This window comes from Polaribacter vadi (assembly GCF_018861005.1).
GTDB classification, from domain to species: Bacteria; Bacteroidota; Bacteroidia; order Flavobacteriales; family Flavobacteriaceae; genus Polaribacter; species Polaribacter vadi_A.
The window spans coordinates 37,904-62,062 of the sequence record NZ_JAHKQL010000023.1 but is presented as its reverse complement, the minus strand read 5'-3'; the positions used below and the strand labels follow the sequence as shown (position 1 = coordinate 62,062).

Here is a 24,159-nt window from a genome sequence, read left to right as displayed (position 1 = left end):
ATAAAAAATACACATGGAAAAAAGAATATACCTTGGTTTTGGTAGCTAATATTATTTATTTGATTGCGTTTTATTTTATCACAAATTATTTTACGGTTTAACTTATGGAAATAGCTAGTAAATTACATATTGTAGATTGGGTTATTTTGTCTGTTACTTTAATTTTTATTGTTGCTTACGGAACTTATGTTACAAGTAAAAATGCAAATGTAACTGATTATATAAAAGGTGGTAATGATACAAAATGGTGGACCATTGGTTTGTCTGTTATGGCTACACAAGCTAGTGCTATCACGTTTTTATCTACACCAGGTCAAGCTTTTCATAGTGGTATGGGCTTTGTGCAATTTTATTTTGGTTTGCCAATTGCAATGGTTATTATTTGCGTGGTTTTTATCCCTATTTATCATAAGTTAAAAGTCTATACAGCCTACGAATTTTTAGAAGGTAGATTCGATTTAAAAACACGAAGTTTAGCAGCAATTTTGTTTTTAGTACAAAGAGGTTTGGCTGCTGGAATTACCATTTTTGCACCTGCTATAATTTTATCGGCAGTTTTAGGTTGGGATTTGCTAACGCTTAATATTATTATCGGTTTTTTAGTAATTATTTATACAGTTTCTGGAGGTACAAAAGCGGTTAACGTTACACAAAAACAACAAATGATAATCATTTTTATAGGAATGTTAATTGCATTTTTTATGATTATGAGTCAACTGCCAGCAAACATCACATTTACAAATGCTTTAGAAATTGCTGGTGCAAGCAATAAAATGGAAGTGCTAGATTTTTCTTTTGATTTAAGCAATAGATACACAGTTTGGACAGGTATTTTGGGAGGAACATTTTTAATGCTATCTTATTTTGGTACAGACCAAAGTCAAGTACAACGTTATTTGTCTGGAAAATCGGTACGTGAAAGTCAATTAGGTTTAATTTTTAATGGTTTATTAAAAGTGCCAATGCAATTTTTTATTTTGTTAATTGGTGTTATGGTTTTTGTTTTTTATCAATTTAATCCTGCTCCTTTAAATTTTAATCCTACAGCAAATGAAGAGGTTGTAAAAACAAAATATGCACAAGAATATAAAGATTTAGAAGCCAAACATATTGATATTGAAAATACCAAGAAAGCAATTTTTGCTGATGGTTTTCAGGTAAGTGAAAAAGAAAAAATTCAGGAATTAAACAAGGCTGATTTAGCATTAAAAGAAAAATCGAAAGCAATTATTGATAAAATTGATGAAGAAAATACCTTAGATAAAATAGAATCGAATGATAAAGATTATGTGTTTATTCATTTTATTTTAAACAATTTACCAAGAGGATTAATTGGACTTTTATTGGCGGTAATTTTATCTGCAGCAATGTCTTCTACAGCATCAGAATTAAATGCGCTTGCTAGCACAACTGCAATGGATTTATACAAACGAAATGTAAAAGGAAATAAAAGCGAAGAACATTTTGTAAAAGCTTCTAAGTGGTTTACGTTAGCTTGGGGAATTATAGCCATTTCTGTGGCTTGTATAGCCAATTTATTTGATAATTTAATTCAGTTAGTTAATATTATTGGATCTATATTTTATGGTAACGTTTTAGGAATTTTCTTACTCGCATTTTTTATAAAGTTTGTAAAAGGAAATGCTGTTTTTATAGCAGCTTTAATCACACAAACCATAATTATAGGGGTCTATATTTTAGATTGGTTGCCTTATTTATGGCTCAATTTATTAGGCTGTGTTTTGGTAATGTCAATTGCAATTATTATTCAGACAATTCTACCAAAAAAAACAAATTTAAAATTAAGTGAAGTTTAAAAATGGAAAAGAAAACTATTAAATGGGGGATAATTGGTCTTGGTAAAATTGCTAACAAATTTGCTGCTGATTTAACTGTTGTAGAAAATGCAGAATTGTATGCTGTAGCTTCTAGAAGTCAAGATAAATCTGATGCTTTTGCTTTAAAGCATAATGCAGATAAAGCTTATAATTCTTACGAAGATTTGGCAAAAGACAGTCAAGTAGATGCAATTTATATAGCCACTCCACACCCTTTTCATGCAGCGCATGCAATAATGTGTTTAAACCATAAAAAACCAGTTTTATGCGAAAAACCTTTAGCAATGAATTTACAAGAAGTAAAAGAAATGATTGCAGTTGCCAAAGAAAATAATGTATTATTAATGGAAGCTTTATGGACACGTTTTTTACCAAGTTTTCAGTATGTTCTAGAACTTGTACAAAGTAAGAAATTAGGAAACATTACACATTTAGAAGCAGATTTTGGTTTTAAACCTGTTTATAATGCTGATAGTAGATTAATGAATAAAGCATTAGGAGCTGGTTCTTTATTAGATATTGGTATTTATCCTATTTTTTTAGCTTTATCAACTTTAGGAATTCCAAATTCTATAGAAGCAAATGCTACTTTTATAGATACTGGAGCAGATGAAGAATGCAATATGGTGTTTAATTATAATGATGTAAAAGCCAATTTAAAAAGTACCATAAAAGAAAAAACACCTACAGAAGCTACTATTATTTTTGATAATGGAACTGTAAAATTAAACACTCGTTTTTTTGAACAAACATCTGTTACAATTACTGAAAATGATACAGTAAACACAATTGAATTCCCAACTAAAGCAGGAGGTTTCGATTTTGAAATCGAACACTTTAATCAATTGTTAAGAGATGCTAAAACCGAAAGTAATATGATGACTTTTGAATTCTCTAAAACCTTAATATCAACTTTAGATAAAGTTAGAACTATTATTGGCTTAGTATATTAACGAGATTATCTTATTTCTAATAAATAGTATTTAGGTTGATGTTTATTATCAACTTAAAAAGAGATAAAAAAACGGTTTGATTCTACAATCAAACCGTTTCACGTTTTTAAAAAAGAATTTATATTAAGCTGTTTTTGCTTTTGTAAAATATTTTTTTCGCAACCAAAAAGAAACTTTTACCAATAAAATTAACGCAGGTACTTCTACTAAAGGGCCAATTACACCAGTAAATGCTTGACCTGAATTTAATCCAAAAACGGCAATAGCAACAGCAATTGCTAGTTCAAAATTATTACCTGCTGCTGTAAAAGCAACTGCAGTAGTTTTGTCATAATCTGCGCCAGTTGCTTTGGTAAAGAAAAAACCAATGATAAACATCAATGTAAAATATATCAATAATGGAACAGCAATAATTAAAACATCCATAGGTATCTGTACAATTAATTCTCCTTTTAAAGAAAACATAACTACAATTGTAAATAAAAGTGCAATTAAAGTTAAAGGAGAAATTGTTGGGATAAACTTTGTAGTATACCATTCTTCACCTTTTAATTTTACTAAAACAACTCTACTTACAATGCCTAAGAAAAACGGAATACCTAAATATATGGCAACACTTTCTGCAATAGTAGCAATAGAAATATCTACAATTGCACCTTCAAAACCAAAATATGGAGGCAAAACAGTAATAAATAACCAAGCATAAAAACTGTAAGCAAATACTTGAAAAATACTATTTAAAGCAACTAAACCTGCTCCATATTCGCTACTACCTTCAGCCAAATCGTTCCAAACTAAAACCATTGCTATACAACGTGCTAAGCCTATTAAAATTAAACCTACCATATATTCTGGATAATTGCTCAAGAAAATAATTGCCAAAACAAACATTAAAACAGGACCAATAATCCAATTTAAAATTAATGAGATAGATAAGATTTTGGTGTTTTTAAACACTTTTGGTAACAATGCATAATTAACTTTTGCTAAAGGAGGATACATCATTAAAATTAAACCAATGGCAATAGGTATGTTTGTAGAACCTTTGCTAAATGAGTTTATAAAATCTGGAAAAGTTGGAATAAAGTACCCTAAACTTACGCCTAAAGCCATTGCAACAAAAATCCATAAAGTTAGGTTTCTATCTAAAAAACTTAATTTTTTATTTGCCATTTGTTACGCTTTTATTTGTGAAAAAATGTAAAACATTTCAGTAGCAATTTGTATGCTTCTTTCGTTGTATTTTTCTGCTTGTTGAGGTGTATTGTCAAACGCTTTGGGATCATCAAAAGTAATAGGAATACGCTTTTCTGCACCAGCAATAAACGGGCAACCTCCATCTGCTTGCGAACAAGTCATTATTGCAGCAAAACCTGATTTAGGATTAAAATCATCTGTTAGTTTTTTAGAAAACCCAATAATTGGATGCTCATTTTCTGAGTATTTAATGCTGTAAACAGGGTTTTTACCTTCAGAAATTGTTTTAATTTGAAATCCAGAATTTGACAATGTTTTTGTAGCTACAGGAAATAATGCAGTAGCTTCTGTTCCTCCAGAATAACAAGTAACATTAGCAATATTAAAATAATTGGCAATTGCTTGTGCCCAAACTTGAGATAAATGACTTCTTCTAGAATTATGAGTACAAATAAAATTGATTTTAATTGCTTCTTTTTTATTAATTTTCTCTTGAATATAGTCTGTTAAAGTCTGTAAAACTTCTTTACGTTCTTCAGAGATTGTTTTTGTATCTAACTTAGAAATAAAAGTCTCAATTTCTGTAAATAGTGTGGTTGCTGTAGTTGTCATTTTTATATTAATTTGTTAATTGCAATTTTTCGATTAATGTTTCTGGTTTTTTTAATCAATTCTTATTTTATAACTATTGATATAATTTTTCCTTCATCAATTATTATATTGCAATATTACGATTAATATTTAAATTGAAAAAAACATTTTTAATTTATTGACATTTAAATAACATTAAAATTACCCCATAAAAAAACTCAAGCCAATGCTTGAGTTTTTAAAATTTATAAAAAATAAAAAGCATTTTACATTGCTCCCCATTCTTTTAATGAAGCTGTATTCATTTTAATATAACCTGCGTTATTTGCTTTTTCTGCATATTTTAAAGATTCTTTTGCAGCTTTAATAGCACCTTGTTTATCTCCTGCTTTAGCATAAATTAAAGCTTGTCTACGTAAAAACCAAAATTTAGGAGCATCAGCAGTCATTTCTACAGCTTTGTCAATCCAAGTTTTTGCTTTCTCAATATCTTTATCTGCACTTAAATTATAAGCAGCAGCAGCATAATAATCATCAGCAGAAGGTCCTTGCATAATTTTTTCTATACCAGCAGAAACCATAGCATCTGTAGGCGTTTCAAATTCTAAACCTACATAAGTGTTTTCCCACATAATACCTAAAACAGCAGAATTGTTTGTTAAATCATCAAAAGAAATGGTTAACGTTTCAATTATCATAGGTATTTCTATAACAGGTACATTTACTTTTACAACAACTTTAGAATCATCCCATTTTCTAGGATTTCCCCAGTTTGTAGCATCAGAATATAACATAATATCCCAAGTTTTTTCTCCTGGAATTGTGTATAAAGCATAAGTACCTTTTTTTACTTTTGTACCAGAAACAGTTACATCTGTACTAAAGGTTACTTTAGTGTTTTCATTAGCACCAGTTCTCCATACTTTTCCATAATCTTCTAAAGATCCAAATATTTTTCTTCCTTTTACACCTGGTCTTGAATATGCAACAGTTACATCTGTTAAACCTACAATTTGTTCAATTTTTTGAAACGGACTTGGTGCTGGAGTTTTAATTTGTGCATTTACAGAAAATGCCATTGTAACTACAAATAATGATAATATAATTTTTTTCATAAATAAGTGATTTAGTTTTTAACTACTTTCAAAATTACAATTTCAAAAAGTGACTAATGTTAACAAAACCTTAAAAAGGGATTGTATATTTGTATAATTAATGATATAATTAAATGAAAAATATTAGCATTTTAGGTTGTGGTTGGTTGGGTAAACCTTTGGCTGTTTCTTTTTTAGAGGATGGTTTTTCTGTTAAAGGTTCAACTACATCCGAAGAAAAAATAGATGTTTTAGAGAGTTTAGATATTGATACTTATTTGGTTGATGTTTCTGAGAATGAAGAATTTGATGCTTTTTTAGATTCAGATATTTTAATTATTGCAATTACGTCTAAAGATATAGATGGTTTTGAAAACTTAATTGCTCAAATACAAGAATCATCAATTCAAAAAGTGATTTTTATAAGTTCTACTTCTGTGTATGGACGAATTAATAAAGTGATGACTGAAGAAGACGAAGTGCTAAAAAATCATCCTTTAGTAGAAATAGAAAATTTATTTAGAGAAAATACATTTTTTGAAACTACAATTATTCGTTTTGCAGGTTTGTTTGGTGGTAACAGACAACCATTTAATTGGTTTAAAAATGGTAGAAAAATTCCACAGCCAAAGGGTTTTGTAAATATGATTCATAGAGAAGATTGTATAGAAATCATTCACGAAATTATAAATCAAAATTCTTGGAATGAGACTTTTAATGCTTGTTCTAACCATCACCCAACAAGAAGAGAATTTTACACTTTAGCAAAACTGAGTGCTGGTTTTGAGTTACCAGAATTTGAATTTAATGATGTTTATGAATGGAAAATAATTTCTTCGGATAAAATTCAAAAAGTTTTAAATTATGAATTTATTCACGATGATTTACTTTCATTTTAAGTTTCAAAGTTTCAAAGTTTCAAAGTTTTTAAGTTTTTAAGTTCGAGTAATTTTTCATTTTTGCTAACAGCTAACAGCTAACAGCTAACTATACTTCCTTTTTCGTAAATAATTAAAACCAAAACCAAATACAAACAATACAATCAAAGGAAAAACAACATTTAAAAATTGCCAAAAAGTACGTTCTTTAAATGCTTTTTGCTTGTCTAACATTCTAATTTGTAAAGTTTTATTTCTAAGGTTGATTAAGCCTGAATCGTCTAATAAATAATCTACAGCATTAATTAAAAAATCTTTGTTTCCAAATTGTTGATTGGTCCATTTGTCTGTAGATAAATCTGTTGGTTGCCCTTTTAAAAGTTGATTTTTTCCAACATCACCATCAGCAATAACAATCATTTTATTGTTAGTTGCATTGTCTTTAAAAAGTGGGCTTTTAAAAGGTTTTACTCTGTTTTTATATGCCGATTTAAAATTACCTTCTAACAAAACACCAAATAATTGATTTCCAGAAATATAATCTTTTTCCTGTGGTTCATCAGCAATAGATTGTAACTCGATTATTGTTGGTGTTCCTACTTTTTGCGTTAAAGTAGAACTCATCAATAAAGGTGTTTTTTTAATATTATTTTTTAAAGTATCTATCTGATTTGCAAATTGCAAACGAACAGGAGCTACATTTTTGGTAATTGGATGATTTGGATTAGCACCAACCAAAGGATGAAAAAACCAATCGAAATTTTGAAATTGAGGCTGATTGCCAATATTACCAGTTGCTAAAGGAATTTGAGCAGCATATAAATCTTTAATTAAGCTTGTGTTTATTCTAATTCCGTAAGAAAATAGCAAGTCTGTTAAGTTTAAATCTCTTGGGTAAGCCAACATTTTACCTCCATTAAATAAACTGTCTTGATCTGCTTGTACATTGTCTAACATCCACAAAGTTTTACCTCCATTTGTAATGTATTGATCTATAACTAGCTTTTCTTTTTCTGTAAATTTTTGAGTTGGTTTTGCAATAATTGCCAAATCTAATGAGCTTAAATCTTGTAAAGTTTGCTGCGGATTTGTAGCAACAGAATCTAAAGTAAATTTTGCCAATTTGTATTTCTTAGCAACTTCACTTAAAAAACTATATTGATAAATGTCTTGTAATTCCCCATTTCCTGTAAGTACAGCAACACTTTTTTGCTTTTTTTGATTGATACTATTTATGGCATTAGAAAAACTGTATTCTAAATTTTCTATTGCTTTTTGCAATTGTTCTTCTTGGCTAGCAACAATTCCTGTTGGTAATAAAGAAACGATTTCTGATTTTTCTCCAAAAATGATTTCTGCCCAAGGAAAAATAATAGCTTCAGATAATTTACCATCTTCTTCTACTGTTAATTGGCTAGGCATCATTCCTTTTTTAATCAAATCTTCTCTTTGATCATCTGGGTTTTCGAAATGGATTTTAATTTGATTATTTTCTGCTGATAATTCTTCTAAATATTGACGCGTTTCAACTTGTAATCTTTTAAATTCTGATGGAAAATCGCCTTCTAAATAAACCGTTATAAAAAGTGGTTTTTTAACTTTTGATAAAATCGAATTCGTAGTTTCTGATAATGTATAACGTTTATCTGCAGTTAAATCGAAACGTTTGTAAAAAGATTGATTTGCAATGTTTAAAACAATTAAACCAACGATTAATAAACTTATATTTTTGATTTTTTTATTCATTGTCTAAACGTGTTTTAGTGATGAATAAAAAGAAAAACGTAACACTTAAAAAGTAAATAATATCTCTGGTATCAATTACACCTCTAGAAATACTTTTAAAATGTTCGTTAATACCTAATTGTTGAATGGTTAAACTACTGTTTCCAAAAGAAGTTGCAATTGCGTCAAATCCGTAGAACAAAAAAAACGTAATAAAAACACCTAAAATAAACGCAACAATCTGATTTTTAGATAAAGTTGATGTAAATAAACCCACAGAAGTGTAAGTTGCTGCTAAAAATAACAAACCAATATAAGAACCAATTGTACTGCCAAAATCTATATTTCCAACTGGATTGCCTAGTTGATAAACTGTATACACATAAATAAAAGTAGGAACAATAGCAATGCAAACCAATAGGAGAGAAGCCCAAAATTTACCTAGAACAATTTGCCAATCAGAAATTGGTTTTGTTTTTAAAAGTTCTATGGTACCTGTATTAAATTCATCAGCAAAACTTTTCATTGTTATTGCTGGAATCAGAAATAAAAACACCCAAGGTGCTAAATAAAAAAACGGAGTTACATCTGCAAAACCAGCATTTAAGATGTTAAAATCGTCGTTAAATATAAATAGAAACAAACCATTAATCAGCAAGAAAACTCCTATAACCAAATAGGCAATTGGGCTTGCAAAAAATGAGTTGAATTCTTTTTTTAGAATAGGATACATTTAGTTTATTTCTAATTTATAGATTCTATTAAAATCATAAGTATTACATTTTCTGTTAGGCTGAAAAACAAAATCTAATTTCTCTAACAAAGCAATTGAAGCTAAATTATTTTTATGCGTAAAAGCTTCTATGGTTTTTAATTTCATTTTAGATTTTCCAAAAGTTAAAACTGATTGCATTGCTTCTGTCATTATTCCTTTTTTATGAAATTCAGGTTTTAATTTATAACCAATTTCTGAGTAATTTTTATCAATATCAATTTGATGTAAAACAACACTACCAATCACTTGATTTTGATATTCTATTAACCAAAATATTCTTTTTTCTTTTTGATATAAACTTTTACAAACTTCAATAAAAGCTTTAGCTTCTTCTAGATTTTGTACTCTTTTTGTGCCAACAAATTTATTAATTTCTTTAGAAGAACGTAATTCAAAAACTGAATTTATATCCTTAAAAGTAGCTTCTCTTAAAAGTAATCTTTTGGTTTTAAATTCAGGAAAATTCTTAAAGTTGAAATTCATTTTTAAATTTGCTTTCTGCTTAATGAATACTTACTCTTTTATCTACACTCCAAGCTTCAGGTTTGGCATTAAAATAACCTTTAGTTTGTTTCCAAGTGGCTTTAAAAAAATCAGAATTTCTATAATTTTCTAAATCACTTTCATTTTCCCAATAAGAGTATGTAAAAAATATTTCAGGATTGTTTTTATCTTGATATAGTTCTAGCAACTTACATCCATCAGAATTTCTTATTGTAGCTTTTTTTTCATCAAACATTTCCTGAAATTCAGCAATATATTTAGAGTGTAAACTCATTTTTACAATTCTAACAAACATAAATAATTAAGATAAAGACGAGTATTCTGGTTTAGATTCTGTGAAAAAATCAATAATAATTGGATCTCTATATTCTAAACCTAATAGAGTAGAAGCACCACCAACTGTTTTTAAATTACTTCTATAAATGGCAATTTCTAGAAAATCTGCAGAGTTAAAAAGGGCAAGTTTATTGCCATCAAACTGTCTTGAGTCTTTAGAATTATCGCCAGTAATTTCGTTGTATTTATTATAGATTTTGGTAAATGAATAACGAGATGCATTAATTTTAAAATCTCGTCCTTTACCAATATCGCTAAACATTTTTTTACTGATGTTGGTTATTAAATTTCCATAATTATCAATATATAAAACTCCACCAATAATTTGATTTTTTGCTTGATTTACTTTTGGCTGAATTTCAACTAACTTTTTAAAATCAAAAATTTCTCTACCAATAACCGTTAAATTTCCACCTCTGGCAATAAAACAGGCTACTTTTACAAATACATCTAAAACAGGAAAACTGCTTTCAATTCTATCGTGAATATTAATTTCTACAATTTTTGTAGGATTAATTTCTGATGCAATCATTGAGATTAACCCATTATCTGGGCACACAAAAAAATGATCGTCTAAAGACATAGCAATATGCTTGTTATCTTTACTCAACTCAGAATCTACACCAATAATATGTATAGTGCCTTTAGGAAAACTTTTGTAAGAATTTTTTAAAATATACGCAGTTTCTGTAATGTTAAATGGAGATATTTCATGTGTAATATCTACAATTCTAGCATCTGCTAATTCTGAGTAAATAGCCCCTTTTACAGCACCTACAAAGTGATCTTTAGTTCCAAAATCTGTTGTTAAAGTAATTAAAGACATTGCTACCTACTGTTAATTAATTGTGTAAAAGTTGTTAACTATTTTAAGCAAATCTAATCATTTTAGTAGTTTTAATTACTACTTTTAGTTGAAATAAAATTGTAACAAACTATAAAATATAATCATTTGAACGAACGCATTATAGAGTTAACGGAAATTAACCCAAAAGATTTCTTTGGTACACAGAATAGTACAATAGAGCAATTAAAAAGATACTTCCCGAAAATTAAAATTGTTGCTCGCGGATCTAAACTTAAAATTTATGGAGAAGCAGATATTTTAGATGAATTCGAAACACGATTAGAACGTTTAATTAAATATTTTAATCGCTACAACAAGTTAGATGAAAATAGCATTGAGCGTATTTTAACATCTACAGGTAACGAAGAAAAAACAACTGCAGCAAGAAACGCAAAAGATATTTTAGTGCATGGTGTTAGTGGTAAATTAATTAAACCACAAACAGAAAATCAGCGAAAAATGGTATCATTAATGGAAAAAAATGATATGCTTTTTGCTGTTGGTCCTGCAGGTACAGGTAAAACGTATACTGCTGTTGCATTGGCTGTTAAAGCGTTAAAAGAAAAAGATGTTAGACGAATAATTTTAACTAGACCTGCTGTAGAATCTGGAGAAAATCTTGGTTTTTTACCTGGAGATTTAAAAGACAAACTTGATCCTTATATGCAGCCTTTATATGATGCTTTACGAGATATGATTCCGCATGAAAAATTAGAATCGCATTTAGAAAAAGGAGTTATTCAAATTGCACCTTTGGCATTTATGAGAGGTAGAACTTTAGATAGTGCATTTGTTATTTTAGATGAAGCTCAGAACACAACCCATAATCAAATGAAAATGTTTTTAACAAGAATGGGTAAAAGTGCTAAATTTATTATTACAGGAGATCCAGGACAAATAGATTTACCAAGAAAACAAGTTTCTGGTTTAAAAGAATCTCTTTTAGCGTTAAAAAATATTGAAGGAATAGGTCAAGTTTTTCTTGATGATAAAGATGTTGTAAGACACAGACTGGTTAAGAAAATAATTACAGCATATAAAAGTATAGAAACTGAATGATTAAGATAGAAAAAGAGAAATTAGGCTTACAAGACTACTTTTACATTGGATATTTATATCTAATTATTTTAGGTATTGTAAGCGATGCCATTTTTTATGGAATTTTCGGAGTTTCTTATTTAAACTATACCACAATTTTAGATGCTTTAATTTCTCCTATCAGTTTGTTAACCAATAATTGGAAAATATCACTCTTTTTAGGTTTTATGTTTTGGTTAATGTATTTGTACTTTACAAAATGGATGTTTAGTTTTTACGCTTATTTAAGAGAAAAAAAGTGGTACAGAAAAATGTACAACATAGAAAAATGGGATAAAAAGTACGCGTTATTAAAAGAGAAGAAAAATATAATTCCTGGTATGATGTTTATTTTCTTTTTATTATTTATTTCCATGAGAACTGGTATGGGAATAGGAATGAAACATAAATATACCAATAAAGAAATTATACCTAATTACACTTTAATTTTTAAAGATAACACTAGATTAGATGTTCGTAAAATAGGCCAAAATTCTGCTTATTTTTTCTATTTTATTCCTGGCGAAAAAGTAATTACAGCAACACCAATTACAGATAATTTAAAGCAAATAAAAGTATTACAAAAGAAAAAAGAATAAGTTAAGAAAAGCTTATTTTTGCAGCAACAACAACATAACTAAAATAATGAATACCATAAACGAAACCAATTTTAAGTTTCCAAAACAAAAGTCTGTTTACAAAGGCAAAGTAAGAGAAGTTTATAATATAAATGATGAACTTTTAGTAATGATTGCTTCTGATAGGCTTTCTGCTTTCGATGTAATTTTACCACGTCAAATTCCTTTTAAAGGGCAAATTTTAAATCAGATTGCAACCAAAATGATGAACGAGACAGCAGACATTGTTCCTAATTGGTTAATAGCAAATCCAGATGAAAATGTGGCAGTTGGTCATTTGTGCGAACCTTTTAAAGTAGAAATGGTCATTAGAGGTTACCTTTCTGGTCATGCAGCTCGTGAATATAAATTGGGTAAAAGAGAATTGTGTGGAGTAGTAATGGCAGAAGGTTTAAAAGAAAATGATAAATTTCCAGAACCTTTAATTACACCATCAACCAAAGCAGATAATGGCGAACATGATGAAGATATTTCTAGAGAGGACATTTTAGCAAAAGGTATTGTTTCTGAAGAAGATTACATCATTTTAGAAAATTATACAAAAGCTTTATTTAAAAGAGGAACAGAAATCGCTGTAAAAAGAGGCTTAATTTTGGTTGATACTAAATACGAATTTGGTAAAACAAAAGATGGTAAAATTGTTTTGATTGATGAAATTCATACTCCAGATTCTTCTCGTTATTTTTATGCTGATGGTTATCAAGAAAGACAAGACAATAACGAAGCTCAAAAACAATTATCTAAAGAATTTGTGCGTCAATGGTTGATAGAAAATGGTTTTCAAGGAAAAGAAAATCAAGAAATACCAGAAATGTCTGATGAAAAAATCATCGAAATTTCGAACAGATACATAGAATTGTACGAACAAATTACTGGAGAAACCTTTGTAAAAGCAGCTACAGAAAATGTGTTACAAAGAATTGAAGAGAATGTAAATTCTTTTTTATCAAAATAAGTAGAATTACATAGACCTTACAGGTTTTTAAAACCTGAAAGGTCTTCATAAATTAAAAAAATGATTATAGAACCAAGAACAAGAGGATTTATTTGTTTAACTTCACATCCAACTGGTTGTGAGCAAAACGTAATCAATCAAATAGAATATGTTAAATCTAAAGGTAAAATAGAAGGCGCAAAAAAAGTGTTAGTTTTAGGGGCATCAACAGGTTTTGGATTAGCATCTAGAATTACAAGTGCATTTGGTTCAGATGCAGCAACAATAGGTGTTTTCTTTGATAAACCACCAACAGAAGGTAGACCAGGTTCTCCTGGTTATTACAATACTGCAGCTTTTGAAAAACACGCTCACAAAGCAGGTTTGTATGCAAAAAGTATAAACGGAGATGCTTTTTCTAATGAAATAAAAGAGCAAGTTGTAAATCTAATAAAAGAAGATTTAGGTCAGGTAGATTTGGTAATTTACAGTTTAGCATCACCAGTAAGAAAACACCCAAATACAGGCAAAAGATTTAAATCAGTTTTAAAACCAATTGGCGAAGTTTTTACTAATAAAACAGTAGATTTTCATACAGGTAATGTATCAGAAATATCAATAAATCCTGCTGAAGGAGATGATATTGCAAATACAGTTACAGTAATGGGTGGTGAAGATTGGAAAATGTGGATGGATGCTTTACAAGCAGAAAACCTACTTTCTGAAGGCGCAACAACTGTGGCTTATTCTTATATTGGCCCAGAAGTTACAAAACCAGTTTACAGAAATGGGACAATTGGTGCAGCAAAAGACGATTTAGAAAAAACAGCTTTTGAAATTACTAATGATTTAAAATCGATTAACGGAAATGCTTATGTTTCTGTAAATAAAGCTTTGGTAACTCAAGCTAGTTCTGCAATTCCTGTAATTCCTTTATATATTTCGTTATTGTTTAAAGTGATGAAAGAAAAAGGAATTCACGAAGGTTGTATTGAGCAAATAGAACGTTTGTATAGTGAGCGTTTATTTGGTGGTGACTTATCTTTAGATGATAAAGGTAGAATTAGAATTGATGATTGGGAAATGCGCGAAGATGTACAAGCAGAAATTGCTGAACTTTGGAAAAAAGCAACTACAGAAAATTTATCAGAATTAGGAGATTTAGAAGGTTACAGTAATGAATTTTTTAACCTATTTGGTTTTAAAGTTGATGGTGTAGATTATAATGCTGATGTTAACGAGGTTGTAAAAATACCTAGCGAACAGTAAAAATATTTTCCTGCAAGGTTTTCAAAACCTTGTAGGTTTTTCCTTTTTTCATCTTAAACTTATTATCATAAGTTAAACAAAATTATATTTGAAAGCAGTAACTATAAAACAACTCAAAGACGAATTATCTCATAAATCTGCAGATGAGTTAAAAGAGTTGTGCTTGCATTTATCAAGATTTAAGAAAGAAAATAAAGAGTTATTAACTTATTTATTATTCGAATCTCATAATGAAGAAGGTTATATTCAATCTATTAAAGATCAAATGGATGAGCAGTTTTCTGATATAAATACCAAGAGTTATTTTTACATCAGAAAAAGTGTGCGTAAAATTTTATCGCTTACCAAAAAGTTTATCAGATATTCTAAAAAGAAAGAAACAGAAACTGAATTGCTTTTGTATTTCTGCAAGAAATTAAAAGAAATGAAACCTTCTATAAACAGAAGTCAGCGTTTGCAAAATGTGTTTGACGCTCAAGTAAGAATGATAAAAAAAGCGATTGAAAAATTACACGAAGATTTGCAATATGATTATCAATTGGAATTAGATGAATTGTTAGATAGATGAAAAAAGAAAGACCAATTTTATCGGATTTAGTTAGTGAAAGTACTACAGAAACAGAAACTTTTCAAAACACGGTTTTAAGACCAATTATTAAAATGCAACACACATTGTTAATTGCTTTTTTTAAAACGTATTTAATAAAAAGAAAAGTTGATTTTTCAATATTATCAGAACAAAAGAAAAGAGGAAAAATAAAATCTGTTTTAGAAAAAGATTTACAATTTAAAAATCAAATTTTAGGTACAATTTTAGGTCATTTTTCTATGGATGAATATGAAATTTATCAAAACAATTCATCCGAATTTAATAGAAGAATTAAACAAATCATCATAAAAAGACTACAAGATTCTATTGATGAAATACAATAAAAAAACCGTTACTAAGTAAGTAACGGTTTTTTATTAATTATTATTTTTTTTCAGAAAGTAATTTCTTTTGATATCTACCTTGTACAACATCTACAATAATTAAAATAGCCAACACAAAATAGAACGTTGTTTTACTCATTGGTACAATTTCGTTTCCGAAAAGTTTTAAATGTGCTAAATGGCCACCTTCTGTAACTAGCATAATTCCAACAATAAATAATATAAACAAACCTAAAACCTCATACATTCTATTTTTAGATAAAAAAGTAGAAATTCTATCAGCCATAATAAGCATTAATAAACCACTTATTACAATAGCAATAGCCATCACTATAAAAGCGGTTGTAGGATTTTCAATTTCGCTGGTTAAACCAATTGCAGCTAAAATTGAGTCGAAAGAGAAAACTAAATTCATAATTACAATACTAGTAATTACTGCATTTGCAGATTTAGATTTTTTTTCAGTAGCCATATCATCAACCTCTAAACCTTTGGTAGAAATCATATGCCAAATTTCTTTAATGGCTGTATAAATAATAAAACCACCACCTAAAAGAACAATAATACTGTGACCATTAAATGCAAAATGGATAATATCTTCAATTTCACCTGATAAAAAAGAAAAAGGTTCTTGAAAAAAGTCGATAATAGAAACAAGTACAAATAACAAAACAATTCTAAGAACAATGGCAATTAAAATTCCTGTTTTTCTAACTTTTTTTTGATCTGCTTCTGGTGCTTTTTTAGATTCTAAAGAAATGTACAATAAATTGTCGAATCCTAAAACGGCTTGTAAAAGCACTAGCATTAATAAGGTAAAAATAATTCCTAACATTTTATTTTTTTTTGATGCGTTAAATTGAGATTTCAAATATATTTAAAAACCTCTATAAATGAATTTTAAAGTGAAAGATATTTAAATAAAATTCTAAGACTTACAAAGGCTATCAAAATAGCGGTTGCTTTTTTTAGTTGAATAGGTGTAAAATAATTATTGCTCATTCTGCTACCAATTTGACCGCCAATAAAAACGGTAATTAATAAAACAGAAGTTAAGTGCCAATCAATTATAAAATCTGGGTTTGAATATTGGCCCAATAAACCAGCTATTGAGTTCACTAAAATAAAAATACTAGCAGTTGCTGCAATTTTTTTAGGAGTATCCCAATTTGTTAAATGTAAAAGAGGAGCTAAAAAAATTCCACCTCCAATACCAACCATTCCAGAAATAAAACCAATAATTCCACCAAAACTCGCATTTTTAATTGAGTTTGATGTTGATTTTTGTTTATCCGAAGTAAGAATTTTTTTAGAAATCCACATGGTAATTGCAGCAAAGAGCAAGGTGAATCCTAAAAGAATAAAAAATAAATTTTGATTGATTTTTAATTTTCCACCTAAAAAAGCAAGCGGAATACTTAATAAAACAAGCGGTATTATTTTTTTCCAATTAATTTTTCTTTGTTGATGGAATAACAAAACATTGCTAGATACCACAACAATATTACATAAAAGAGCAGTTGCTCTAATTTGTGTAAAAACGATGCTTGTTAAGGCTAAAATAGCTAAATAACTAGATCCACCACCAAAACCGACTGAAGAATAGAGCAGTGCAACTAAAAAAAAAAGTACAATAATATACCAGTATTGTACAAAGACATCAAAAATCAATAAAAAACTAATTATATTTATAATCTTCAATATAAAATAAAAAAAGTAGATATTTAAAAATAAATTAATAATTTAACCTTAATTAGAAGTAATGAATAAACTAAAAGAGAAAAAATATTGGAAAAAGAATTTAAAATATTTAACGATACTTTTAAGCATTTGGTTTTTTGTTTCATTCGTATTCGGAATTTTATTGGTTGATCAATTAAATAATTTAAGAATGGGTGGCTTTAAATTGGGTTTTTGGTTTGCACAACAGGGATCAATTTATGTGTTTGTAATACTCATTTTTGTTTATATAAAATTGATGAATAAGTTGGATAAAGAATTTGGGTTTAACGAAAAATAAAATTTAAAATTATGAGTATTCAAGTTTGGACATGGATTTTAGTAGGAATCACTTTTACACTATATATAGGTATTGCAATTTGGACAAGAGCAGGATCTACAAAAGAATTTTATGTTGCTGGTGGTGGTGTTTCTCCATTAGCAAACGGTTTAGCTACAGCAGCAGACTGGATGTCTGCAGCTTCCTTTATTTCTATGGCAGGTTTAATATCCTTTAATGGTTATGATGGCTCTGTTTATTTAATGGGTTGGACAGGAGGTTATGTTTTATTAGCACTTTTACTAGCACCTTATTTAAGAAAGTTTGGCAAATTTACAGTGCCAGATTTTATTGGAGACAGATATTATTCTAATGTAGCAAGAAGTGTAGCTGTTTTTTGTGCGCTTTTAGTTTCATTTACATATGTAGCTGGTCAAATGAGAGGAGTAGGCCTGGTTTTTTCTCGTTTTTTAGAGGTTGATATCAATACAGGTGTAATTATTGGGATGATAATCGTTTTGTTCTATGCAGTTTTAGGGGGTATGAAAGGAATTACATACACGCAAGTTGCACAATATTGTGTGTTGATTTTTGCATTTATGGTGCCAGCAATTTTTATATCAATTCAAATGACTGGTAATCCAATTCCGCAGTTAGGTTTTGGTGGTGCAGATGAAAATGGAGTTTATTTGTTAGATAAATTAGATGGTTTGCATAGAGAATTAGGCTTTGAAGAATATACTTCAGGAAGTAAATCTACTTTAGATGTTTTCTTAATTACAGGAGCTTTAATGTTTGGCACAGCAGGTTTGCCACACGTAATTGTTCGTTTTTTCACAGTTAAAAAAGTGGCTGACGCTCGTAAATCAGCAGGTTGGGCATTGTTATTAATTGCAATTCTATATACAACAGCACCAGCAATTTCTGTGTTTTCTAGAACAAATTTAATTGAAACTGTAAGTAATAAAGAATATGAAAAAATGCCAGAATGGTTTGGGAACTGGGAAAAAACAGGATTAATACAATTTGAAGATAAAAATAATGATGGTTTAGTTCAGTATCTGGCAGATGCTAAAAAAAATGAATTAATTGTTGATAAAGACATTATGGTTTTAGCAAATCCAGAAATTGCAGGTTTACCAAACTGGGTAATAGCTTTAGTTGCAGCAGGAGCTTTAGCAGCTGCATTATCTACAGCAGCAGGTTTGTTATTGGTGATTTCTGCATCAGTTTCTCATGATTTAATTAAGAAAATGATTAACCCAAACATTACAGAAAAGGGTGAGTTAATTGCAGCAAGATTATCTGCAGTAGTTGCTGTTTGTGTTGCAGGGTATTTTGGAATCAATCCACCAGATTTTGTGGCAGCAACAGTGGCTTTGGCTTTTGGTTTGGCAGCTGCTTCTTTTTTTCCAGCAATAATTTTGGGTATTTTTGATAAAAGAATGAATAAGGAAGGCGCAATTTTAGGAATGATAATAGGAATTTTACTGATGCTTTTCTATATGCTAAAATTTAAATTCGATTGGTTTGGAGGAGGAACAAAAGAAGATTGGTGGTTTGGAGTATCACCTGAAGGATTTGGAACAGTTGCAATGGCAATTAATTTTATAATTTCGATTATTGTTTCTAGATTTACAGTAGCACCTCCAAAAGAAGTACAAGAGATTGTAGAAAATATTAGAATACCAAGTGGAGCAGGAGAAGCACATAATCACTAAAACTATAAACTAAGTAATGAGTAATTATCACATAAAACATTTAGAAGAATATTATCAAGTATATAGAAAATCTGTTAGAGAACCTGAAAATTTTTGGGAAGAAATAGCAGAAGAACATTTTTTATGGCGTAAAAAATGGGATAAAGTTCTAGAATGGGATTTTACAAAACCTGAAGTAAAATGGTTTGAAGGAGCACAATTAAACATTACAGAAAACTGTATTGATAGGCATTTGGCAACAAGAGCCAATAAAACAGCTATTTTATTCGAGCCTAATAATCCTGATGAAAAAGCGCAACATATTACTTATAAACAATTACATCAAAGAGTAAATCAGTTTGCGAATGTTTTAAAAGAAAACGGAATTCAAAAAGGCGATCGAGTGTGTATTTATGTACCAATGATTCCTGAATTGGCAATTGCAACTTTAGCTTGTGCAAGAATTGGAGCCATACATTCAGTGGTTTTTGCAGGGTTTTCAGCATCAGCTTTAGCAACAAGAATTAATGATGCAGATTGTAAAATGGTAATTACAGCAGATGGTTCTTTCAGAGGTTCTAAAACAATCGATTTAAAAGGAATTGTAGATGATGCTTTAGAAAACTGTACTTGTGTAGAAAATGTTTTGGTTGCAAAAAGAATTAATTCAGATATTGTAATGAAAGAAGGTAGAGACCAATGGTTACAACCTTTATTAGATAATGCTTCTATAGAGTGTGAAGCAGAAACTATGAATGCAGAAGATCCTTTATTTATTTTATATACTTCTGGTTCTACAGGAATGCCAAAAGGAATGGTACATACAACTGCAGGTTATATGGTTTACGCTGCTTATACTTTTAAAAATGCGTTTCAATACAAAGAAAATGATGTGTACTGGTGTACAGCAGATATTGGTTGGATTACTGGTCATTCTTACATTGTATATGGTCCTTTAGCAAATGGAGCCACAACAGTAATGTTTGAAGGTGTACCAAGTTATCCAGATTTTGGTAGATTTTGGCAAATTGTAGAAAAACATAAAGTCAATCAATTTTATACAGCACCAACAGCCATTAGAGCATTAGCAAAACACGGAACAGAATTGGTTGATAAATACGATTTATCATCCTTAAAAGTATTAGGTTCTGTAGGTGAACCTATTAATGAAGAAGCTTGGCATTGGTATAATGATAATGTTGGTAAAAAGAATAGCCCAATTATAGATACTTGGTGGCAAACAGAAACTGGTGGAATGATGATTACTCCAATTCCTTATGTAACTCCTACAAAACCAACGTATGCAACCTTACCTTTTATAGGAATACAACCAGCTTTAATGGATGAAAATGGACAAGAATTAAAAGGAAATCAAGTAGAAGGTAGATTGTGTATCAAACATCCTTGGCCAAGTATTGCTAGAACCATTTGGGGCAATCATCAACGTTATAAAGAAACCTATTTTTCAGCTTTCGAGAATAAATATTTTACAGGAGATGGCGCTTTACGAGACGAGGTTGGCTATTACAGAATTACAGGTAGAGTAGACGATGTAATTATAGTTTCTGGTCATAATTTAGGTACAGCACCAATAGAAGATGCTATTAATGAGCATCCAGCAGTTGCAGAATCTGCCATTGTCGGTTTTCCACACGATATTAAAGGAAGTGCATTATATGGTTATGTAATTCTAAAAGATACAGGCGAAAGCAGAAATCACGATAATTTGCGCAAAGAAATCAATCAAGCCATTTCAGAAAAAATTGGTCCAATTGCCAAACTAGATAAAATTCAGTTTTCAGAAGGATTGCCAAAAACACGTTCAGGAAAAATTATGCGTCGTATTTTGCGTAAAATAGCTTCTGATGATATGAATAATTTAGGAGACACAAGTACATTGTTAAATCCTGAAGTTGTGCAAAGTATTATAGACAATCGTTTGTAATGGTTACCTGCAAGGTTTTTAAAACCTTGTAGAGTTTTGGTAATTAAAGGTCAATTCTATTTTAGGGCGTGTTTTTGTGAAAAACAAAAACTGCGCTATCCACTATATCTTTTTGCTGAAAAAGCAAAAAGGATGTCGTTTCTATCGCTCACGCAGGCTAGTTTGCTAACGAATTGAATCATCAAAAAAAAGACTTGTCAGATTTTTAAAACCTGACAGGTCTTTTTTGGTAAGTTTGCACATCTGTCATAATAATTTCTAATGGCATATAAATTGACAATTAAAAGTTTATGCAGCATTATAAAGAATCATCAAAAGAAAAAAAGAAACCAAAAGTTACTTTAAAACAAGCTTTTAAAACCATTATTTGGCCCAGAAGAAATCTTGTTTTTTTAGGGTTAATTTTAATTATCATTAGAAGTTTATCTGGTTTTGTATTGCCCTTACAAAGTAAAGTTTTGTTTGATGAAGTAGTGCCAAATAAAGACTTTAATCAATTGTATACATTAGTAGCCATTGTACTTGGGGCAATTTTAATACAAGCAGTTACTTCTTTTTTGTTGACAAAAGTATTAAGTATTCAAGCACAATATTTAATATCAGAATTAAGAGCAGAAGTGCAAAAGAAAGTATTAACACTGCCAATTAGTTTTTTTGATAACACAAAATCTGGAGCATTGGTTTCTAGAATTATGAGTGATGTAGAAGGGGTAAGAAATTTAATAGGTACTGGTTTAGTACAATTAATAGGTGGTTCTTTTACAGCAATAATTACATTAGTAATTCTAATAAAAATGAATGTTTGGATGACACTTTTTACATTCGTGCCTTTGTCTATTTTTGGTTTTATTGCATTAAAATCTTTCAAATACATTCGCCCTATTTTTAGAGCTAGAGGTAAAATTAATGCAGAAGTTAAAGGGCGTTTAACAGAAACTTTAGGCGGAATTCGAGTAATAAAAGCTTTTAATGCAGAAGAGCAAGAAAGCAAGATATTTGAAAAAGGAGTTGCAGATATTTTTACCAATGTTAAAAAAAGTATGACAGCTACTGCTATTATGACAAGTTCATCTACTTTTTTAATAGGTGTAGCCACTACAGGAGTTATGGGCATTGGAGGTTATTATATGATTCAAGGTACAATGACCTTTGGTGATTTATTTAAGTTTACAACTCTTTTGGCATTTATGGTAGCTCCAATTGTGCAAATGAGTAATATTGGTAGTCAATTAACAGAAGCTTTAGCTGGTTTAGACAGAACAGAAGAGTTAATGAATATGACTGCAGAAGAAGACAATGAAAACAGGACAATTGCTTTAAAAAATGTAAAAGGAGAAATTAATTTTGATGATGTTTCATTTGCTTATGAAGCAGGAAAACAGGTATTGCATAATATCAATTTTAAAGTTCCTGCAGGTTCTGTAACAGCTTTAGTGGGTAGTTCTGGTTCTGGTAAATCTACCATTGCTGGTTTGTCAGCCACGTTTTTAAATCCGAAATCAGGTGTAATTACTATTGATAATCAAGATATGTCTAAAGTAAAATTATCTAGTTATCGTAAAAATTTAGGTGTTGTTTTACAAGATGAGTTTTTGTTTGAAGGTACAATCAGAGAAAATATTCTATTTCCAAGACCAAATGCAACTGAAGAAGAATTGCAAAATGCTGTAAAAGCAGCTTATGTAAACGAGTTTACAGATAGATTTGACAATGGTTTAGACACATTAATTGGTGAAAGAGGTGTAAAATTATCAGGAGGACAAAGACAAAGATTAGCAATTGCAAGAGCAATTTTAGCTGATCCTAGAATTCTTATTTTAGATGAAGCTACTTCTAGTTTAGATACAGAAAGTGAAGCTTTAATTCAGAAAAGTTTATCAGAATTAATAAAGGATAGAACTACAATTGTTATTGCTCACAGATTGAGTACCATTAAAAAAGCAGATCAAATTTTGGTAATTGAAGCTGGTAAAATTGCAGAAAGAGGTAACCATGATGAATTGATTGCTAAAAAAGGTAGATATTATGACTTGTATACTTATCAAGCAAAAATTTAACATTTAAATTTTACTTTTTTTGTAAAGACTTACAATAAAAACGACCTTTTGTACTATTGAATTTAAATATATAATCAAATTATGAAAAAAGTACTTTTATTGTTAATTATTGTAATCGCTATTTCTTGTAAGAATGAGCCTAAAAATGAAGTGAAAGCAGTTGTTAAAAAAGTTGAGGTTAAAAAAGAAAGTTTCCCTGAAGAATTAGGACAAGTTTTTAAAGCTCATGGAGGAATTGATGCTTGGAGAAATGCAGAAATTTTATCATTTAAAAAAGGAGAAGAAGTGCATACTGTAGATTTACAATCTCGTATTAATGTAATTAATGCGCCAAACTACGCTGTTGGTTTTGACGGAAAAGAAGTGTGGTTAGATGAAACAGAAAAAGGAACTTTTAAAGGTAATCCTGCTTTTTATCACAATCTTTTCTTCTACTTTTATGCTATGCCTTTTGTGTTAGCTGATGATGGAATTTCTTATGAAAAAATTGATCCATTAACTTTTGATGGTGTAGCATATCCTGGTTATAAAATGTCTTTTAAGGCAAATATTGGTAGCTCTCCTGATGATAACTATAAGTTGTATTTTAACCCAGAAACACATCAAATGGAATGGTTAGCTTACACAGCCACATTTATGTCTAAAAAACCAAGCGATAAATTTAATATTATTAAATATGGTAAATGGAATGATGTAAATGGATTGATTTTACCATCAGAAATCACTTGGTATAAAAAAGATGAAAATGGTGTGCCAACAGAACCTGCTAGACCAGCAACAGTATTTACAGATGCAACATTCAGAAAAAATGATTTAACAGAATCGTTTTTTTCAAAGCCAGTAAAATAAATATATTTGCAACTAAAATC

At 29.4% G+C, this 24,159-nt stretch carries 24 protein-coding genes; 14 read left to right on the top strand and 10 right to left on the bottom strand.

Features of this window, described 5'->3' with window-relative positions; genetic code table 11:
* The first annotated feature begins 104 nt into the window (after positions 1–104).
* Positions 105–1,817 carry a sodium:solute symporter gene (locus tag KO506_RS12105; protein ID WP_215995176.1) on the top strand — a complete coding sequence of 571 codons (1,713 nt, stop codon included), beginning with the start codon at positions 105–107 and terminating at the stop codon, positions 1,815–1,817.
* Between the two features lie 2 nt (positions 1,818–1,819).
* Positions 1,820–2,791, top strand: coding sequence for a Gfo/Idh/MocA family protein (locus KO506_RS12100; protein WP_215995175.1), 972 nt, complete (start codon positions 1,820–1,822; stop codon positions 2,789–2,791).
* A gap of 123 nt (positions 2,792–2,914) precedes the next feature.
* Here KO506_RS12100 and arsB read toward each other — a convergent pair whose 3' ends face one another.
* The 3 genes from arsB to KO506_RS12085 form a co-directional block, all read right to left on the bottom strand.
* On the bottom strand, positions 2,915–3,964 hold the full coding sequence (gene arsB / locus KO506_RS12095) for an ACR3 family arsenite efflux transporter (RefSeq protein ID WP_215995174.1): 1,050 nt from the start codon (positions 3,962–3,964) through the stop codon (positions 2,915–2,917).
* Positions 3,965–3,967: 3 nt separating this feature from the next.
* A complete protein-coding gene (locus KO506_RS12090; RefSeq protein ID WP_215995173.1) occupies positions 3,968–4,600 on the bottom strand; it encodes a low molecular weight phosphatase family protein in 633 nt (210 codons plus the stop codon).
* Positions 4,601–4,845: 245 nt separating this feature from the next.
* The gene (locus tag KO506_RS12085; protein WP_215995172.1) at positions 4,846–5,694 is read right to left on the bottom strand and encodes a DUF2911 domain-containing protein; all 849 of its coding nucleotides are present in this window, start codon (positions 5,692–5,694) and stop codon (positions 4,846–4,848) included.
* A gap of 113 nt (positions 5,695–5,807) precedes the next feature.
* Between KO506_RS12085 and KO506_RS12080 the strand changes: the two genes are divergently transcribed.
* Positions 5,808–6,572, top strand: coding sequence for an NAD(P)H-binding protein (locus tag KO506_RS12080; protein WP_215995171.1), 765 nt, complete (start codon positions 5,808–5,810; stop codon positions 6,570–6,572).
* 84 nt (positions 6,573–6,656) lie between these two features.
* On the opposite strand, the gene gldG is transcribed toward KO506_RS12080, so the two are convergent.
* From gldG to KO506_RS12055, 5 genes are read right to left on the bottom strand one after another with little or no spacing between them, the layout of a single operon-like run.
* Positions 6,657–8,297 (bottom strand): gliding motility-associated ABC transporter substrate-binding protein GldG, encoded by a 1,641-nt coding sequence (gene gldG / locus KO506_RS12075; protein WP_215995170.1) that lies wholly within the window; start codon positions 8,295–8,297, stop codon positions 6,657–6,659.
* Complete coding sequence (gldF, locus tag KO506_RS12070) at positions 8,290–9,009, bottom strand: gliding motility-associated ABC transporter permease subunit GldF (RefSeq protein WP_215995169.1); 720 nt, start codon at positions 9,007–9,009, stop codon at positions 8,290–8,292. Before gldF ends, gldG begins: the two co-directional genes overlap by 8 nt.
* Positions 9,010–9,534, bottom strand: a complete 525-nt coding sequence (locus KO506_RS12065; protein ID WP_215995168.1) for a GNAT family N-acetyltransferase — start codon at positions 9,532–9,534, stop codon at positions 9,010–9,012.
* A 19-nt stretch (positions 9,535–9,553) separates the two neighbouring features.
* On the bottom strand, positions 9,554–9,850 hold the full coding sequence (locus tag KO506_RS12060) for a putative quinol monooxygenase (protein ID WP_215995167.1): 297 nt from the start codon (positions 9,848–9,850) through the stop codon (positions 9,554–9,556).
* Between the two features lie 6 nt (positions 9,851–9,856).
* Entirely contained in the window at positions 9,857–10,717 is an 861-nt protein-coding gene (locus KO506_RS12055; protein ID WP_215995166.1) for an SAM hydrolase/SAM-dependent halogenase family protein, read from the bottom strand.
* A 126-nt stretch (positions 10,718–10,843) separates the two neighbouring features.
* Here KO506_RS12055 and KO506_RS12050 point away from each other — a divergent pair, with 126 nt between their 5' ends.
* The 6 genes from KO506_RS12050 (at position 10,844) to KO506_RS12025 (ending at position 15,589) form a co-directional block, all read left to right on the top strand.
* Complete coding sequence (locus KO506_RS12050; protein ID WP_215995165.1) at positions 10,844–11,797, top strand: PhoH family protein; 954 nt, start codon at positions 10,844–10,846, stop codon at positions 11,795–11,797.
* Positions 11,794–12,414, top strand: coding sequence for a hypothetical protein (locus KO506_RS12045; protein WP_215995164.1), 621 nt, complete (start codon positions 11,794–11,796; stop codon positions 12,412–12,414). The genes KO506_RS12050 and KO506_RS12045 overlap by 4 nt, the downstream gene beginning before the upstream one ends.
* 46 nt (positions 12,415–12,460) lie before the next feature.
* On the top strand, positions 12,461–13,408 hold the full coding sequence (locus KO506_RS12040; protein ID WP_215995163.1) for a phosphoribosylaminoimidazolesuccinocarboxamide synthase: 948 nt from the start codon (positions 12,461–12,463) through the stop codon (positions 13,406–13,408).
* A 60-nt stretch (positions 13,409–13,468) separates the two neighbouring features.
* Positions 13,469–14,656, top strand: coding sequence for an enoyl-ACP reductase FabV (gene fabV / locus KO506_RS12035; RefSeq protein ID WP_215995162.1), 1,188 nt, complete (start codon positions 13,469–13,471; stop codon positions 14,654–14,656).
* A gap of 88 nt (positions 14,657–14,744) precedes the next feature.
* The gene (locus KO506_RS12030) at positions 14,745–15,224 is read left to right on the top strand and encodes a hypothetical protein (protein ID WP_215995161.1); all 480 of its coding nucleotides are present in this window, start codon (positions 14,745–14,747) and stop codon (positions 15,222–15,224) included.
* Positions 15,221–15,589, top strand: a complete 369-nt coding sequence (locus KO506_RS12025; RefSeq protein WP_215995160.1) for a glyoxalase — start codon at positions 15,221–15,223, stop codon at positions 15,587–15,589. The genes KO506_RS12030 and KO506_RS12025 overlap by 4 nt, the downstream gene beginning before the upstream one ends.
* 40 nt (positions 15,590–15,629) lie before the next feature.
* Here KO506_RS12025 and KO506_RS12020 read toward each other — a convergent pair whose 3' ends face one another.
* Together KO506_RS12020 and KO506_RS12015 are read right to left on the bottom strand one after the other, a co-directional pair.
* Positions 15,630–16,424: a TerC family protein gene (locus KO506_RS12020; RefSeq protein ID WP_215995159.1), complete on the bottom strand. Its 795-nt coding sequence runs from the start codon at positions 16,422–16,424 to the stop codon at positions 15,630–15,632.
* Positions 16,425–16,489: 65 nt separating this feature from the next.
* Entirely contained in the window at positions 16,490–17,290 is an 801-nt protein-coding gene (locus tag KO506_RS12015) for a sulfite exporter TauE/SafE family protein (RefSeq protein ID WP_252726856.1), read from the bottom strand.
* Between the two features lie 61 nt (positions 17,291–17,351).
* Between KO506_RS12015 and KO506_RS12010 the strand changes: the two genes are divergently transcribed.
* From KO506_RS12010 to KO506_RS11990, 5 genes are all read left to right on the top strand, one after another.
* Positions 17,352–17,609 carry a DUF4212 domain-containing protein gene (locus KO506_RS12010; protein ID WP_215995158.1) on the top strand — a complete coding sequence of 86 codons (258 nt, stop codon included), beginning with the start codon at positions 17,352–17,354 and terminating at the stop codon, positions 17,607–17,609.
* 11 nt (positions 17,610–17,620) lie between these two features.
* The gene (locus KO506_RS12005) at positions 17,621–19,309 is read left to right on the top strand and encodes a sodium:solute symporter family protein (protein ID WP_215995157.1); all 1,689 of its coding nucleotides are present in this window, start codon (positions 17,621–17,623) and stop codon (positions 19,307–19,309) included.
* A 16-nt stretch (positions 19,310–19,325) separates the two neighbouring features.
* Positions 19,326–21,233 carry an acetate--CoA ligase gene (acs, locus tag KO506_RS12000; RefSeq protein WP_215995156.1) on the top strand — a complete coding sequence of 636 codons (1,908 nt, stop codon included), beginning with the start codon at positions 19,326–19,328 and terminating at the stop codon, positions 21,231–21,233.
* A gap of 290 nt (positions 21,234–21,523) precedes the next feature.
* Positions 21,524–23,290: an ABC transporter ATP-binding protein gene (locus tag KO506_RS11995; protein WP_215995155.1), complete on the top strand. Its 1,767-nt coding sequence runs from the start codon at positions 21,524–21,526 to the stop codon at positions 23,288–23,290.
* 81 nt (positions 23,291–23,371) lie between these two features.
* Positions 23,372–24,139, top strand: a complete 768-nt coding sequence (locus tag KO506_RS11990; protein WP_215995154.1) for a DUF6503 family protein — start codon at positions 23,372–23,374, stop codon at positions 24,137–24,139.
* Positions 24,140–24,159 lie beyond the last annotated feature (20 nt).